The 13,801-nt window shown below is 32.9% G+C and carries 17 protein-coding genes; 14 read left to right on the forward strand and 3 right to left on the reverse strand.

All coding sequences use genetic code 11. The features are described 5' to 3' along the window. The first annotated feature begins 3 nt into the window (after positions 1 to 3). The 10 genes from HS129_09255 to HS129_09300 all read left to right on the forward strand — a co-directional run bounded on the left by HS129_09255 (position 4) and on the right by HS129_09300 (position 5,249). The gene (locus tag HS129_09255; protein MBE7412231.1) at positions 4 to 642 is read left to right on the forward strand and encodes a hypothetical protein; all 639 of its coding nucleotides are present in this window, start codon (positions 4 to 6) and stop codon (positions 640 to 642) included. Further along, positions 643 to 1,404 carry a hypothetical protein gene (locus HS129_09260; GenBank protein MBE7412232.1) on the forward strand — a complete coding sequence of 254 codons (762 nt, stop codon included), beginning with the start codon at positions 643 to 645 and terminating at the stop codon, positions 1,402 to 1,404. It abuts the gene before it with no gap. Beyond that, positions 1,383 to 2,006: a tail fiber protein gene (locus HS129_09265; GenBank protein MBE7412233.1), complete on the forward strand. Its 624-nt coding sequence runs from the start codon at positions 1,383 to 1,385 to the stop codon at positions 2,004 to 2,006. Before HS129_09260 ends, HS129_09265 begins: the two co-directional genes overlap by 22 nt. A 207-nt stretch (positions 2,007 to 2,213) precedes the next feature. Further along, the gene (locus HS129_09270) at positions 2,214 to 2,438 is read left to right on the forward strand and encodes a hypothetical protein (GenBank protein MBE7412234.1); all 225 of its coding nucleotides are present in this window, start codon (positions 2,214 to 2,216) and stop codon (positions 2,436 to 2,438) included. 99 nt (positions 2,439 to 2,537) lie between these two features. Next, entirely contained in the window at positions 2,538 to 2,957 is a 420-nt protein-coding gene (locus tag HS129_09275; GenBank protein MBE7412235.1) for a hypothetical protein, read from the forward strand. A gap of 1 nt (position 2,958) precedes the next feature. Then, positions 2,959 to 3,345 (forward strand): hypothetical protein, encoded by a 387-nt coding sequence (locus HS129_09280; protein MBE7412236.1) that lies wholly within the window; start codon positions 2,959 to 2,961, stop codon positions 3,343 to 3,345. Next, positions 3,342 to 3,887, forward strand: coding sequence for an N-acetylmuramoyl-L-alanine amidase (locus HS129_09285; protein MBE7412237.1), 546 nt, complete (start codon positions 3,342 to 3,344; stop codon positions 3,885 to 3,887). Before HS129_09280 ends, HS129_09285 begins: the two co-directional genes overlap by 4 nt. Next, positions 3,874 to 4,170: a hypothetical protein gene (locus HS129_09290; protein ID MBE7412238.1), complete on the forward strand. Its 297-nt coding sequence runs from the start codon at positions 3,874 to 3,876 to the stop codon at positions 4,168 to 4,170. The genes HS129_09285 and HS129_09290 overlap by 14 nt, the downstream gene beginning before the upstream one ends. After that, positions 4,148 to 4,516 (forward strand): hypothetical protein, encoded by a 369-nt coding sequence (locus HS129_09295; GenBank protein MBE7412239.1) that lies wholly within the window; start codon positions 4,148 to 4,150, stop codon positions 4,514 to 4,516. The genes HS129_09290 and HS129_09295 overlap by 23 nt, the downstream gene beginning before the upstream one ends. 493 nt (positions 4,517 to 5,009) lie before the next feature. After that, complete coding sequence (locus HS129_09300) at positions 5,010 to 5,249, forward strand: DUF2442 domain-containing protein (GenBank protein ID MBE7412240.1); 240 nt, start codon at positions 5,010 to 5,012, stop codon at positions 5,247 to 5,249. Positions 5,250 to 5,415: 166 nt separating this feature from the next. Here HS129_09300 and HS129_09305 read toward each other — a convergent pair whose 3' ends face one another. The 3 genes from HS129_09305 to HS129_09315 all read right to left on the reverse strand — a co-directional run bounded on the left by HS129_09305 (position 5,416) and on the right by HS129_09315 (position 9,650). After that, on the reverse strand, positions 5,416 to 5,787 hold the full coding sequence (locus tag HS129_09305; protein ID MBE7412241.1) for a hypothetical protein: 372 nt from the start codon (positions 5,785 to 5,787) through the stop codon (positions 5,416 to 5,418). Positions 5,788 to 6,146: 359 nt separating this feature from the next. Then, on the reverse strand, positions 6,147 to 6,449 hold the full coding sequence (locus HS129_09310) for a DUF1564 family protein (GenBank protein ID MBE7412242.1): 303 nt from the start codon (positions 6,447 to 6,449) through the stop codon (positions 6,147 to 6,149). A 537-nt stretch (positions 6,450 to 6,986) separates the two neighbouring features. After that, positions 6,987 to 9,650: a SpoIIE family protein phosphatase gene (locus HS129_09315; protein ID MBE7412243.1), complete on the reverse strand. Its 2,664-nt coding sequence runs from the start codon at positions 9,648 to 9,650 to the stop codon at positions 6,987 to 6,989. 150 nt (positions 9,651 to 9,800) lie between these two features. Here HS129_09315 and HS129_09320 point away from each other — a divergent pair, with 150 nt between their 5' ends. Genes HS129_09320 through HS129_09335 form a run of 4 tightly spaced genes read left to right on the forward strand, consistent with a single transcriptional unit; the run spans position 9,801 to position 13,780 of the window. Beyond that, the gene (locus HS129_09320; protein ID MBE7412244.1) at positions 9,801 to 10,811 is read left to right on the forward strand and encodes an ABC transporter permease subunit; all 1,011 of its coding nucleotides are present in this window, start codon (positions 9,801 to 9,803) and stop codon (positions 10,809 to 10,811) included. Further along, complete coding sequence (locus HS129_09325) at positions 10,811 to 11,854, forward strand: ABC transporter permease subunit (GenBank protein ID MBE7412245.1); 1,044 nt, start codon at positions 10,811 to 10,813, stop codon at positions 11,852 to 11,854. The genes HS129_09320 and HS129_09325 overlap by 1 nt, the downstream gene beginning before the upstream one ends. Before the next feature lie 2 nt (positions 11,855 to 11,856). Continuing rightward, positions 11,857 to 12,840, forward strand: coding sequence for an ABC transporter ATP-binding protein (locus HS129_09330; GenBank protein MBE7412246.1), 984 nt, complete (start codon positions 11,857 to 11,859; stop codon positions 12,838 to 12,840). Continuing rightward, on the forward strand, positions 12,833 to 13,780 hold the full coding sequence (locus tag HS129_09335; protein ID MBE7412247.1) for an ABC transporter ATP-binding protein: 948 nt from the start codon (positions 12,833 to 12,835) through the stop codon (positions 13,778 to 13,780). The genes HS129_09330 and HS129_09335 overlap by 8 nt, the downstream gene beginning before the upstream one ends. Positions 13,781 to 13,801 lie beyond the last annotated feature (21 nt).

Consider the following 13,801-nt stretch of genomic DNA (forward strand, 5'->3'; position numbering starts at 1 on the left):
AATTTGAAAAATATTTCTCATCCATTTGTCTTTACTCAATCATATCGGCGGGTGGATGAGTTAGATTCTCCTAACGAATTTCCGATTTTTTCAGAAACTTTTTCTATTTCTAAAATCTATATCGAGTCAATCGAAGAAATTGTAATAAGAAATGTCCTTATTCAAGCGTATTTTTTCAGATCTAAACAAGCCCTTGAAAATCCGGTGAATCTTGCCATTTTGTGTGGTGATAATATAGAGGAAAAGCTTGTTACTCCGTTTAATAAAATTATAGATTTTGCAAAGGGGACATTTGAATTATTTCCTTCTGAATATGAAATTTATATACCGCCGCAGGACATGATCGGATCATTTCCGTATAGAGTTGGCTATCAAGCACAGTTGGAATTTGGAACTGATCCACAAGATTATTTAACTGTTACAGAAAGTAATTATTTTAATGCGTCGGCAAATGTATTGTTACGTGATGAAACAATTGCCCAATATTATTTAGTTCAGGGAGCTACATTTTCAGATAATAGAGAAATATTAATTAAGAATTCTAATCAATCTCAATTTTTATACATAATTCCTTTTGTTCCGAAGATTCAAAAAACGTTATTGGCATCATCAGGACGTATTAATTTTGAGGTAGATTTTTAAATGCTTAGTTATACCGCCGGAGATCGTCCAAATATAGAATTTCCTGATAGTGAATCGTATATTAATGTGATCATACATGACAACGATATTGATATTGATAATCGAATTGTGTGTGAGTCAGATTTATACGAATACATGAACGAAGAGCAAATTATCAGGCAGAATAGAGATTTAGAATTACTTGAAATTACTAACAATTTGTCGCAGAGAATTAGCAATTTAATATCGGGTGGCGATATCCCTGTAGATAATGATGAGAATGGTTGGCAGGTATATTTACAGGATTTTTATGAAATGCTCTGTTCGGATCAGATAGACGGATTAGACCAACGACTAAATTTTATGATAGGAATTTTGTCCGAGAAAATTAATACTGTTATAGCAGGGGTCGGAACAGGAATTACAATTGATACGTCAAATCCACAAATTCCGGTAATATCACAAAATAGACCGCATTGGAATAATATACAAGGAATTCCGAATGAAATAATAGACATAGAATTAGCGATAGCTAACAAAGTTGATATAACTGATTCTCGGTTGACTGATTCAAGAAATCCATTACCACATAATCATAATGATAGTTATTATACTAAAACTGAAATTAATACTTCTCTTGCAAGTAAAGTTGATTTTTTTGATTCAAGACTGACTGATTCAAGAAATCCGTTGCCGCATAATCATGATTCACAGTATTATACTAAAACGGAAATAGGCTTTTATTCTGATTTTATAACTGAATTCGAGAACGGTTTATTGTGAATATTCTAGAATTAATTGCTTCTCGATTAAAAACTGAATTTAATAGAATTCAAAACCAAATTAATTCGATTAATGTAAGTGCTTCTTTTCCTTCAGGAATTATATTTTCTTACGGCGGAACTACTCCACCGATAGGGTTTTTATTTTGTGACGGTTCAGAGGTTGGTCGTGATTCTTATTCTAATTTGTTTTCTGTAATTGGAACTACTTTCGGGGTGGGGAATGCCTCTACAACGTTCAATTTACCTGATTTACGAGGTAGATTTATTAGGTATAGAGATGATGGAACAGGAAGAGATATTGATGTTCTATTACGAGTAGGGACAAACGGCGGTAATATTGGTGATAATGTAGGTTCGTTACAGGATGATGAAAACAGGGTTCATTCTCACGAATTGAACGATCCGGGGCATAATCATATTTATGCTGATAATTGTGTTTATTCGTTTGCTCCAAACGGATATTTGAATGTTTATCCGAATTGTGGCTCTATTGATGTTTCTCGTTCAACTAATATGGCAACTACAAATATTTCAATTCTGGAATCAGGCTCAGAATCACGTCCTAAAAATATTTATTTGAATGGAATAATTTCAATATGAATATTAAAAAAACAAAACTTAGTTTTTCGGATAAAAATTTTCGTCTTCCGGGTATTTTTATTTAAGATTAAAAAATTCCAATTCAGATATTGAGATTTTTCAACAAAAATTTCCGGGATTTTTGTTTATATCTTTTTTGGGTCTGGTTATGTTTTGTGCTCCTTATTTGTTATTATTATATAATATTTATAAAGAGAAGAAAAATAGATGAAAACTTTATTTTTTTTAATTTTATTAAATTTTTTTTGTGCTTCTTCTATTGCAGAAATTTCAATTGATGAAGCTTTCCGAAGTTTAAAAAAAATTCCAGAATCTCCAGAAAAAAAAGTTATTGAAATTGCTTTAAAACAATCTCAAAAAAATTTTTCAGCCTATAATACTAAAATAAACCAAATAGAAAAAGAAAATACTGAATTAAAAAAAATACTTTGACTGCCGGAAAGTGGCTTGGGGTCAGAAATGTTATTTTTTCGATTATTTCAATTAGTGTAATTTATGTTATTATAAAAATTTTTTTAAAGAGGTTATGAAATGAAAGATAGATTTTTTATATATTATTCTGGAACAGATAAACTTATAAGTCCGAAAACTGTTAATAGTATTAATTATGACGGATATTTACACAATTCAGAAAAAAAGCGTTTATCATTTCTTTTTTCTAATGATGTTGAAAAAGGAAATTTTACTAGAGATTTTCAGTTAGGAAATAAAAATTTAAAAATTGTTAGGACAGAAATACAGAAAAATTCTACTAGTTCTAGTACTGTTACTCCTACAGTAGATCCACAACCTCAAACTAATTCGCTTATAACAATTAATACGACACCAAAAACGACGACAACACCGACACAAAAACAAGAAACTGGTTCAAATTCCATTTTTCTAATTGGTGGGCTTGCAGGTTTAGCCTTTTTATTTTTAAATAAAAAAGGAAAAAAAAGAAGAAGATAAAATGCTCCAAGATCGATTTTTTATTTACTATACTATTGGATCTGGAGAGAGTCTGGGTTATCCTAATTTTCCGGGTATTGTAGTTAATGAAAACGAAAGAAATATTTCTATTCCAGTTAAAGCGAATTTTACGATTGAAAGTCTCGTTGATAATAATTGGAAAACTTCTGATCCACAAGTTGGGTTATTAATTCGTGAAATTCAGTTAATGAATAGTAAAAAAAAAGATTTTAAAATCTGGAAAACCGAAGTAAAAACAAATGTAAATTTTGATGAAACTACTGAATTTATTAAAGAAAAAACAAATCAATTTATAAATTATTCTATAATAGCAATTTCAATTTTACTTTTTTTAAAATTTTTTACTGGTAGAAAACGTAAAAAATGATTCCAGAAATTAAAATTGACCATATAGAAAAAAATCCTTTTTCTCGTCCAGGGGAAAAACTCGTAAAAGTAAAAGCTATTATTTGGCATTATACAGCTTGTCCGAAAGCGAGTGCAAAAAACATTCGAGACTATTTCAATAATTTGAGAAAACAAATTGACAAGGAATCACGTTCAGCGTCCGCACACTATGCGATTGACGAAAAAGAAATTATCGAGATCATACCAACGGACGAGGTCGCTTACCATGTAGGAGCTACGAAAAATAAATATACTGAAATTGCAAAATCATTCGGAAACATTAGCCCGAATTATTACACAATCGGAATTGAGCTTTGTCACGATAGAGATGACGGATATATTAACAACGCAACACTTGTAAATGCTGTTTTATTGACTCAAGAACTTTTAAGCAAATTCAATTTAACGACTGAAAATCTTTTTCGACATTATGATATTACAGGTAAAAATTGCCCTAAATATTTTGTAGAGAATATTATTGAGTGGAAGAACATTAAAGAGGTTATCAGTGGAAATAGGTAGTTTTATATCAATAATCTCTATTATTATCGGAGCGGTAACAATTTTTTTTGCGTTAAAAGCACAGGTAGATAAATTATCTATTCTTGTAGAAAATACAACAGAAGAATTAAGAAATTTCAGAAAAACAATCGAATCAGTATCAAAGAATTTAGACTCTGAAATCATAATAATTAAAACAAGATTTGAAGATTTTTCCAGAAAAATAAAATCCTTAAATGATAGAATTCACGAAATAGAAGAAAAAGGATGTAAGATAAAAAATGCGACACAGAAAGCTAAATGATTTTATTCGTGAAAGTCCTTTTCAGGTTTTTACTGGAAGAGTAAAACGAAAAGATGGAAAACGTGGCGGTAAATTCTTATATTATAAAGACACAGTGAAAGAGTGGGCGGACAGTGTAAAGACTGAATGCAAAAAAGAACCTGACAAAGAAAAATGCGAACGTGATTTACTTATAGAAGATTTGCCGGAATATTGTATATTCGGAAAAACATGCGTTAGGCGTGGAACACAAAAAGAAGTTGAGTCAAGAAAAAAAGAAATCATTGTGGATGAAATTCCAGATGATTCTTATTATATAACTACATTACAAGAAATTACAGAAGAAGAGCTTGAATATATTTTTTAGGAGAAACCAATGACTGAAACACAAATTAAATCTTTAAAGAAAAAATTTCCAGAACTTTGTGAAAAATGCAAAGTCATTTCTGAAAACGGAAAAAAAATTTTACGTTCTTGCCAAAACCGAAAACATGATCCACAAAATCGACAAGGCTTCCAGTTTCGTCAAGTTTGCGAAGGGCTTAAAAAACCCTTGACAAAAAGAAATAAAGGGAGTAGGTTTACAGAATGCCAAAATTGCAGAATATAGAGGTTTTCAGTTTTTTATTTTTCGTCCGATCTTAACGAAAGAATACATGTTCATGTTTTAAAATCGCAGGAATATGGGAGAGTTGGAAAGTTTTGGATAGAACCGAAATCGAACTTTTGAGACAGGAAATCTTACAAAAAGATATAGCATTATTGCAAAAATACTGAAAAGAATCTTGAAAAAGTTAAGACACAAAATAAATACTTTCGCAGAACTGGAAAAGTAAAGATGATTACATTGAGGTAATATTATGCCGGATATAACGAAAATTCAAATACTTAAAAGAAATAAGGATATTCTTTCCATTGAATTATCTGATGGAAGAACAGTGCTGTATCCTTTAAAAAATTATCCGATGATTAAAAGACTATCTCCAGCAGAACGAAAAAAGGTTACTATTACGGGAGACAAAAATTTTAATTGGTTCACTTGGAAAAAATGCAATGAAATGTTTATTTTAAATCCTGATTTGACAATTAAAGTAGATTAACCAAGCCACACTAAACACCCATTCCCTGAATTTTTTTCCCAGCCCATAAAAAAAGAATTGTACTTTTTAAATTATCTGTATATATCAGAAAGCATGGAACAATTTTTTGATAGTGTCAATTTTGGGGCTTTGATGATTTTTCTTTTTGCGTTTGCAAATTTTTATTTTATAGGTTCTCTTTGGGATTAGCTTTTTTCCCACTGTAAACGCCAATTCCAAAACCAGCGAGACCGCCAGCGAAAAGAGAGCCAATCAATTTAACAATTTCCATACTTTCAGGAATTTGACTCTTGAAAACGAGAATAATTGCAAAGCTAAATAGTCCTGTAAAAATAAAACTTGTGAGAATCAGAATACTTTTATTGAATTTTCCAGTTGATTCAATTCTCATTTTTTCCATTTCTTTTTCATGTTCGTATCGTAATTTTTCGGATTCAAAGTTTTCATGTCCAAAAGTTTTAAACAATTCGGAAGCGGCTTGAATTAGTGAAAATAGTTGCTGATCTTGGTCTTTTTTAGGCGTTAGTTGATTTTCCATATTTCAAAAATATTGTAAAAATTTAAGATTGTTAATAAATTTTTGCCAGTTTTTTATAAAAAAAGTGAAAGTCAGACTTTTCCGCTTGACAGAAATTTTCTGTATGGTCATAATGTGGGTATGTCTCGGATTGGAACGCTAAGCGGTTGACGATAGAACTACCCGAAATCTCTCTCAAGGAGGTTTCGGAAATATGGCGACAATCGTAAATAAGATTTCCATGAAAATTGATGATGATTTGCAAAGACAATTTGCAACTTATTTTGCAGATGTATGATTCTGATAAGTCAAAGTGCTTAGAACTGCGCCAGGAATATCTGGATAAAAGAATGTCGCCGATGAATGTCAAAAAGGCATAGTTAAAACGACATAATCGGCGGGTTTATTGCCGAATAACGTGGGATATTTGTATAGTCTATCCAGTCCGCGTTATTCGGGGTAAAATTCTTCTTCTGCAAATTCTGTCCGACTTCTTGATACGCTTTCTTTACTCTATCCATTTTCTCAAAAGTTCCCCAAAGAATCACATTTCTGTATCTGTTCAACAATGCGTGTAAATATTTCCTCCTTGAAAAACCTGTCGTTCTTCTATTGAACTCGTCCATATATTTTGCTGGAACAAGCAAGCTCGATTGTGTTTCTACATATTTTTCTGGGTTCATAGTATTCTCCTAATATAAAAATCTTCATTCCTCTATCCCTGATCCCCACCTACTATCCCTGCCCCTTGATATAAGGTAAAATAATATCGTGATAGAAATAAAATTTTTACAATTTTAGAAAAATTTTTTTAGTTTTTACAGAAAAAGTTCTGAACCCGTACTAAATGTGAAATTCCTCGAAAAAGATGGAGTTCCCACATTTTTGCGTGAAAGGTGAACAATTGGTATAAAACATGCACTTTACAGAAAAGAGTGGAGATCCCACATTTTAGCACGAAAAGTGCAAAATCTGTACTAAAAGCAAAATTTCAAAAACTCTACTAAAGCTCAAAACCTCATCCTAAAAGATAAACCTAATTGCAAAGATTCTACCTCCACAATTTCCGACCTCAGACCTCCGTCATCAGTCCTCTGAATTGGAGATCCCACATTTTCACACGAAAAGTGCAAAAACTGCACTAAAAGCGAAATTTTAAAAACTCTACTAAAGTTCAAAACCTCATCCTAAAAAAAGGAAAACAAATAGTCAAAAAAATTCTATTGATACTCAATGCCCAAGATAGTGAGGTCGTCTTGCTTAGGTTTATCTTTTAAAAACCCGTCTAAGTTCTTTAATAATTCTTGGATGGACTTCTCAATACTCAAATTTCTATTTTTTGTAAAAATGGAATACACTCTCTCTTCACCGAACTCGTTATTTTGACTGTCGAATTCTTCAAAAATCCCATCGGTAAATAAATACAATCTATCCTCTTTCCAAAAATCATACTCAACACACTCATAGATATTATTTTTTCCAAGTCCAATCATACTTCCCGTGCGAGACAAAAAATGAATTTTTGAATTTTTAAATAAAATACAATTAGGGTGTCCGGCAGACGCAAATTTTAAAATTCTTTTCTTAGTGTCAATATCAACAATTATAGCAGTAGCGTAGCTATTCAAAGAATTGTATCGTTCAACGTATTCTCGATTAAATATTTCTAAAATCACATTTGGTTCTAAGTCAAATTGCTTTAACGAATCGTATATTCCTTTAATCGCCATTGTGATGAGAGCGGCTTGAACTCCATGACCAGTTGCATCTGCAAGAAAAATTCTATATAGGTGGTTACTAACTTTATGTATTCCATAAAAATCACCTCCTACTTCTGACATAGGAATATACTCCGGAATAATTTTTAATTTATCTAAAACTGAATCATGAATAATGAGCATGTTTTGCTGGATTTTTTTTGCGACAGACAGATCATGCTGAATCAGCTTTAGAGAGCTGTTTAATTTTTTTGTTTTCTCATTGATTATTCCAAACAAAATCGAACTATAAATAATCCCCGAAAGCTGTTCACCAAGAATTGTCAATTTTGTAATATCGATATCTGTCATTTCCATTCTACCTACATTGTACAAATCGAGAAATCCAATCGGCTCATTTTCTAAGATCAAAGGTATAGTGAGAATAGAGTCAAATTTTGCTTTCTTCTTATAGGTGTTTTCTTCCGGGGTAAATGCCGATTCTATAATCCTGTTTACAAAAAAAGGCTTCTTCGTCTTAAATGAATATGCATGAAAACCAAAGACCATTTCTTGAATGTTCGTAGAGAAAGTTTGAATGTATTCTCTGTCTTCATGACTTAAAGACTCTGGTGGAAAAGCCTCTAAGGTTTGAAGTCTTTCTTTATATTTATCTACTACCGCAAGCCCGTAGTATTGTATATTATAATTTGTTTTTATATATTCATGGATCTTTGCCATAATTCGTTTAATATCTAAATTTTCATTCAGGTTCTTAATCAATTTGCTTAAAGACTCTGTTTCATCTCTCTCTTTTGAAATCTGAATATTGGACTTTTCTAATTCGATAGTTCTTTCATTTACCTTTTTTTCTAAGCCTATAGAGAGTTCTTCAGACTGAATCAGTGCCCAAGTAAATCTTCGCGAAAGAAAAATTGTTTGAGAAAAAATAAATACTACCATTCCTATCGGAAGATAATAGCCCGTATAGATGATTTGATGATAGTGACAAATATCATTAATACAAATTCCTGTAATAATGATCAAACTAAAAAGATATGCGACTGCTCCATCTTGCTTTAAATAAAATGCTCTACTCAACACATAAATACAATAGACGTATGCAAACAACATAATTGGTTCCATTACCGGGAATGTGTAAGTAAAAATTTTTGCGGGAGAAAGCAACACAAATAGTGCAAGTAAATAAGAAGTTCCTTTGATAAACCCAGGAAATAATCTTTGTTTGGATACAGGGTATAACTTTTCTATGAACAGTACCAAAGTCGGTATAGACATGAACTGAGTGATATATTCAACCTTTCTGCCAATCTCATAAGACAGATTAGGAAAAATATGGTGAAAATAGTATTCTCCACTTAACAATGTATTCAAGGACATAAAAACAGAATACAAACCAAACCATAAAGCCGAGCTATCCCTTCTTCTATAAAAATATAAACCGAAATGGTAGAATCCGATAATTAAAAATGCTCCAGCAGGAAATCCGTAAAGAAATAAATTCCTTTCCCTTTTTTCGTGAATGTCTTTATCCAATCCAAGCAAAATAGGATTTCTAAAACCTCCCTTGCGATGATGAAAATTAGAAATATGTAAAACTAAATCTACCTCTGTGGAAATATTTGCAGGGAGCCTCACTACTTGTGTAAAAAATCTTGGAATGGACTCTTTAGAATTTTTTCCTGGGACACCGGACTCTGCGATTAACTTCCCGTTTGCATAAAGCCGATACGCTGATACAATAATCGGCATTTTCATGGAGAGCTCTCTGGGCTTATTTAAAAGAATTTTCAAATGATAGGTTGCATACCCGTCTCCTGAAACTGGTTTCCCACGAAGTCCATTTTGAATTGGCTCGTATCCATTCCAAGCACTAGGCACTTTAAAAAAATCTACAGGAATATTTTTAGAACTTGCAGTGCCCACTGGACTTGTAAATTTTATCGGGTTTATAAATTCATTCCAATAAAATTCCCACTCTCCCATAAGACTTAAATTTCCGTCTCTTTCAAATTCCCAACTTTTTTTTTCAGAATGCAGGTCTTGAGAAATTATTGTACGAAGGTCTAAGACTCCTTTAACAGCAACAGGGGTAGAACTAAAAGAATTTTTGCACCGAATATTCACAAACACGATACAAACAAATATTATAGTTATTTTATTCATCCAGCAAAAGGCTTTCATTCAAAATAGCTTCTTTCTCAAAAAAAATTCACCTATTCCATTATATTTTAATATTGGTTTATGAAAACGAGAAAAAAAGTAATTTTTGTTCTTGTATTAAATATTGAATCTATTTATTCGTATTAACCAAAGATGAAGCCCTATTTTCTAAAAAGATTTTTACTGATTTTTCCTACTCTTTTTGGAATTACGTTTGTAGTGTTCTTGATTGCTCACTTGGCTCCGGGTGGACCCTTAGAGACTGAGCTTGCAAAGTTGAAAGGAATCGCAAATGAGAAAGGTGCTTTAGCAAAAGAAATCACCCGCGAAGAAGTAGAAAACTTAAAGAAAAGACTCCACTTAGACAAACCAACCCCTATTGCCTATCTCTATTGGTTAAAAGAAATTTTGAAATTGAATCTTGGTGAGTCAAGACTTCACTCCAAAAATGTAAGTGACTTGATTTTTGAAAAATTTCCAGTCTCCCTTACATTTGGGCTTTCAGGGTTCTTTCTGGCGTATTTAATTTGCATCCCACTCGGAATCTACAAGGCGATGAAGCACTCCGAAAAATTTGATATCACCACAAGTGGAATTATTTTCTTTACATATTCAATTCCTGTTTTTGCGCTTGCCATGTTACTTCTTTATATATTTGCATCAGGAGAAGTATTTTCTATTTTTCCCTTGGCTCACGAAGTATCAGACAACTACGAAGAACTTTCAACTTTAGGGAAGTTAGGCGACAGGCTCACCCACATGTTTCTACCTGTAACATGTTATATTTCAGGTTCATTCGCTGTTCTCACACTTTTAATGAAAAACTCACTATTGGAGCAAATCTCTAAAGACTACCTTAGAACTGCAGTATCGAAAGGACTCTCCTTTCCCCAAGCAGTCAAGTCTCACGCTGTAAGAAATTCCCTTATTCCCATTGCAACAGGTTTTGGAAATAATTTGAGCCTGATTTTTGCAGGCTCACTAATCATAGAGCTTGTATTCAATATAGATGGGATGGGACTTTTGAGTTTTCAAGCAGTCACAGAAAGAGACACTGATTTAATGATGGGATTACTTTTAGTGCAAAGTTTTATTTCTCTTATAGGAAATATTCTCTCTGATTTCTGTTATACAATGATCGACCCAAGGATAAAGTTTGACTAATCATGTTTTCACCTGATACACAAAAAAGACTAAAAAAGTTCAAAGAAAATAAAAGGGCGTATTACTCATTTCTTATTATTTTTTCTACTTATATACTTTCTTTGTTTGCACCTATTTTAGTAAATAACAAGCCACTACTCGTTTTTTACAAAGGCTCACTATATTTCCCTCAACTAAAATTCTATTCCGAAAAAACTTTTGGAGGAAGTGAGGCGACATCTCCATCTTACAAAAAACTAAGCAAAAGAGAAGATTTCATAAACGGGAAAAATTTTATTCTTTTCCCTCCCATACCTTACGGGTACAACGAAGATAACCTAGAGAGTTTAGAAGAGGGAAGTAGTCCACCTTCCAAACCTAATTTGAAACACTGGCTTGGGACTGATGACAGAGGTAGAGATGTATTCACCAGAATATTTTACGGTTATAGAATTTCTATGACATTCAGCCTAATCTTAGTGCTTATTGAAATGATCGCAGGAACAGTCATAGGAGGAATTCAAGGATATTTTTCAGGAATTCTCGATATTTCCGTACAAAGAATCATCGAAATACTTTCTTCTATTCCATTTTTATATTTAATCTTAATTATGGGGTCATTTTTTGGAAGGAGCTTTACGGTTCTACTTGTAACTTACGGATCACTCAGTTGGATAGGCATAAGCTATTACATGAGGGGAGAATTTTACAGGTTGAAAAATTTTCAGTTCGTGGACGCAGCAAGAGCGTTTGGAATTTCTGATTTCAAAATTATTTTCCGTCACATATTGCCTAACGCACTAACACCCATTGTAACTTTTCTCCCATTCACTCTCATCGGCTCAATCTCCGTTCTTTCAGCTTTAGACTTCTTAGGTTACGGAATTCCGGCTCCAAATCCTTCTTGGGGAGAGCTGATTGGTCAAGGAAGAGAAAGGCTCAGTGCGTGGTGGCTTATTGCATTTCCTTCCTTCGCTTTGTTTTTTACGATTCTACTTTCTTCTTTTATAGGCGAAGGGCTACGAGATGCTTACGACTCTTACGAAAAAATCACTTTAGAATGAACATGCCAAATAATGAAGAATTGCTAAAAGTAGAAAATTTATCTATCGACATATACTCTGAAAAATTACGATTTTCAGTCATAGATAACGTTTCTTTTGAAGTACAAAAAAAGGAAGTACACGCAGTGGTCGGTGAGTCTGGTTGTGGTAAAACGATAACTTCACTTGCAATTACAAAACTATTACCGAAAGAAGTTTTTTTTTATAACTCAGGAAAAATTTTATTCAAAAACCAAGACGTTTTGCAATTCACACCTTCTAAATTAAAAGATGTTAGAGGAAAAGAAATCTCCTATATATTTCAAGACCCTTTTACTTCATTAAACCCTTTAAAAAAAATCAAAGATCAAATTATAGAAGGCTACCTGCTCCACGTTTCAAAAAACCAAAAAGAAGCCATCGATAAAGCAAAGTTCTTACTTACGAAAGTGGGACTAACTGACTTAGATTCAAGATTAAACTCTTATCCAAATCAGATGAGTGGAGGAATGCTCCAGAGGATTTCTATAGCTATGTCTTTAATGTGTGACCCTGCACTTTTAATTGCTGATGAGCCTACAAGCGCAATTGATGTTACAATACAAGCACAATTGATTGAATTATTGCAAAACCTAAAAGTTGAAATGGGTATGAGTATTTTATTTATATCTCACGATATAGGACTTGTCGCCTCCATAGCAGATAAAATTTCTATAATGTATGCAGGGAAGTTAGTTGAAACAGGGAAAACAGATGAGGTGATAGTCAACCCTTCCCATCCATACACAGAAGCGTTGATTCAGTCTGTACCTTCTATGAGACATGAGTTGAAAAGATTAAAAACTATCGAAGGGATTGTTCCCTCTCCTTTAAATTACCCCAAAGGATGTAGATTCTCTACCAGATGTGAAAAGAAAATACCTATCTGTTTGGAAAAAGTTCCCGAAAAAATAAAAATATCTGATACCCATTTTGTAGAATGTTTTATGGCAGGAAAAAATGCTTGAAATAGAAAATCTAAACGTATCTTACTCGGTTAGAACAAATTCTTTTTTTGGAAAAGAAAAACTAAGAGCCGTAGAAGACGTTAGTTTCAAAGTGGGCTTGTCTGAAACCATAGGACTTGTAGGAGAATCCGGTTGCGGAAAGTCAACACTCGGCAGAGCCATCCTAAAACTCATTTCCGTCGAATCCGGCTCTGTAAAATTTTACGATACCGATTTGTTGAAATTAAATAGAAAAGAAATGCGACCTTTCAGAAAAAAAATCCAAGTAGTGTTTCAAGACCCCTACTCTTCCCTAAATCCAAGAATGACCATAGGAGAAATTGTCACGGAAGGATTGTTCTCCCACGAAAATATTTCAAGAAAAGAAGGATTAGAAAAAGCAGTAGCCATTCTAAAAAAAGTAAATCTCGACTCTACAATTTTAAAAAGATACCCACACGAGTTTTCGGGAGGGCAAAGACAAAGAATCGCAATCGCAAGAGCTTTAATAGTAAATCCAGAATTTATTATATGCGACGAGGCGGTTTCTGCATTGGATGTTTCCACACAAGCGCAGGTAATCAATCTACTGATCGACCTAAAAGAAGAGAGAAAATATTCCTATCTGTTTATTTCTCACGACTTAAATATCATCCGGCACATATCCGATAAAATCGCAGTGATGTATCTCGGAAAGATTGTAGAATTTGGAAGTAAAAAGCAAATTTCCGAAAGCCCAAAACACCCATACACAAAAGCTCTATTCTCGTCTGTGTTCGACATATTTGATAGAAAGAAAAAAAGAGAAATCCTAAAAGGTGAAATCCCAAGTATCTTGAATAAACCGACCGGATGCCACTTTCATACACGTTGCCCTATTGCAAAAGAAATTTGCAAGACCACCCCACCCGAGTGGAAAGTTTTTTCAAACGAGCATAAAACAACTTGTCATTTTGTCTGACCTATTTCAATCTCTACTCGA

This window comes from Leptospiraceae bacterium (assembly GCA_015075105.1).
Lineage (GTDB): Bacteria > Spirochaetota > Leptospiria > Leptospirales > Leptospiraceae > JABWCC01.

Excerpts from the sequence above, each read along its gene's own strand:
- HS129_09335 (MBE7412247.1), top strand. The coding sequence starts at position 12,833 with ATGCTTGAAATAGAAAATCTAAACGTATCTTACTCGGTTAGAACAAAT.
- HS129_09300 (MBE7412240.1), top strand. The coding sequence starts at position 5,010 with ATGCCGGATATAACGAAAATTCAAATACTTAAAAGAAATAAGGATATT.
- HS129_09320 (MBE7412244.1), top strand. The coding sequence starts at position 9,801 with ATGAAGCCCTATTTTCTAAAAAGATTTTTACTGATTTTTCCTACTCTT.
- HS129_09280 (MBE7412236.1), top strand. The coding sequence starts at position 2,959 with ATGCTCCAAGATCGATTTTTTATTTACTATACTATTGGATCTGGAGAG.
- HS129_09295 (MBE7412239.1), top strand. The coding sequence starts at position 4,148 with ATGCGACACAGAAAGCTAAATGATTTTATTCGTGAAAGTCCTTTTCAG.
- HS129_09275 (MBE7412235.1), top strand. The coding sequence starts at position 2,538 with ATGAAAGATAGATTTTTTATATATTATTCTGGAACAGATAAACTTATA.
- HS129_09270 (MBE7412234.1), top strand. The coding sequence starts at position 2,214 with ATGAAAACTTTATTTTTTTTAATTTTATTAAATTTTTTTTGTGCTTCT.
- HS129_09310 (MBE7412242.1), bottom strand. The coding sequence starts at position 6,449 with ATGAACCCAGAAAAATATGTAGAAACACAATCGAGCTTGCTTGTTCCA.
- HS129_09315 (MBE7412243.1), bottom strand. The coding sequence starts at position 9,650 with ATGAATAAAATAACTATAATATTTGTTTGTATCGTGTTTGTGAATATT.
- HS129_09330 (MBE7412246.1), top strand. The coding sequence starts at position 11,857 with ATGCCAAATAATGAAGAATTGCTAAAAGTAGAAAATTTATCTATCGAC.
- HS129_09260 (MBE7412232.1), top strand. The coding sequence starts at position 643 with ATGCTTAGTTATACCGCCGGAGATCGTCCAAATATAGAATTTCCTGAT.
- HS129_09305 (MBE7412241.1), bottom strand. The coding sequence starts at position 5,787 with ATGGAAAATCAACTAACGCCTAAAAAAGACCAAGATCAGCAACTATTT.
- HS129_09285 (MBE7412237.1), top strand. The coding sequence starts at position 3,342 with ATGATTCCAGAAATTAAAATTGACCATATAGAAAAAAATCCTTTTTCT.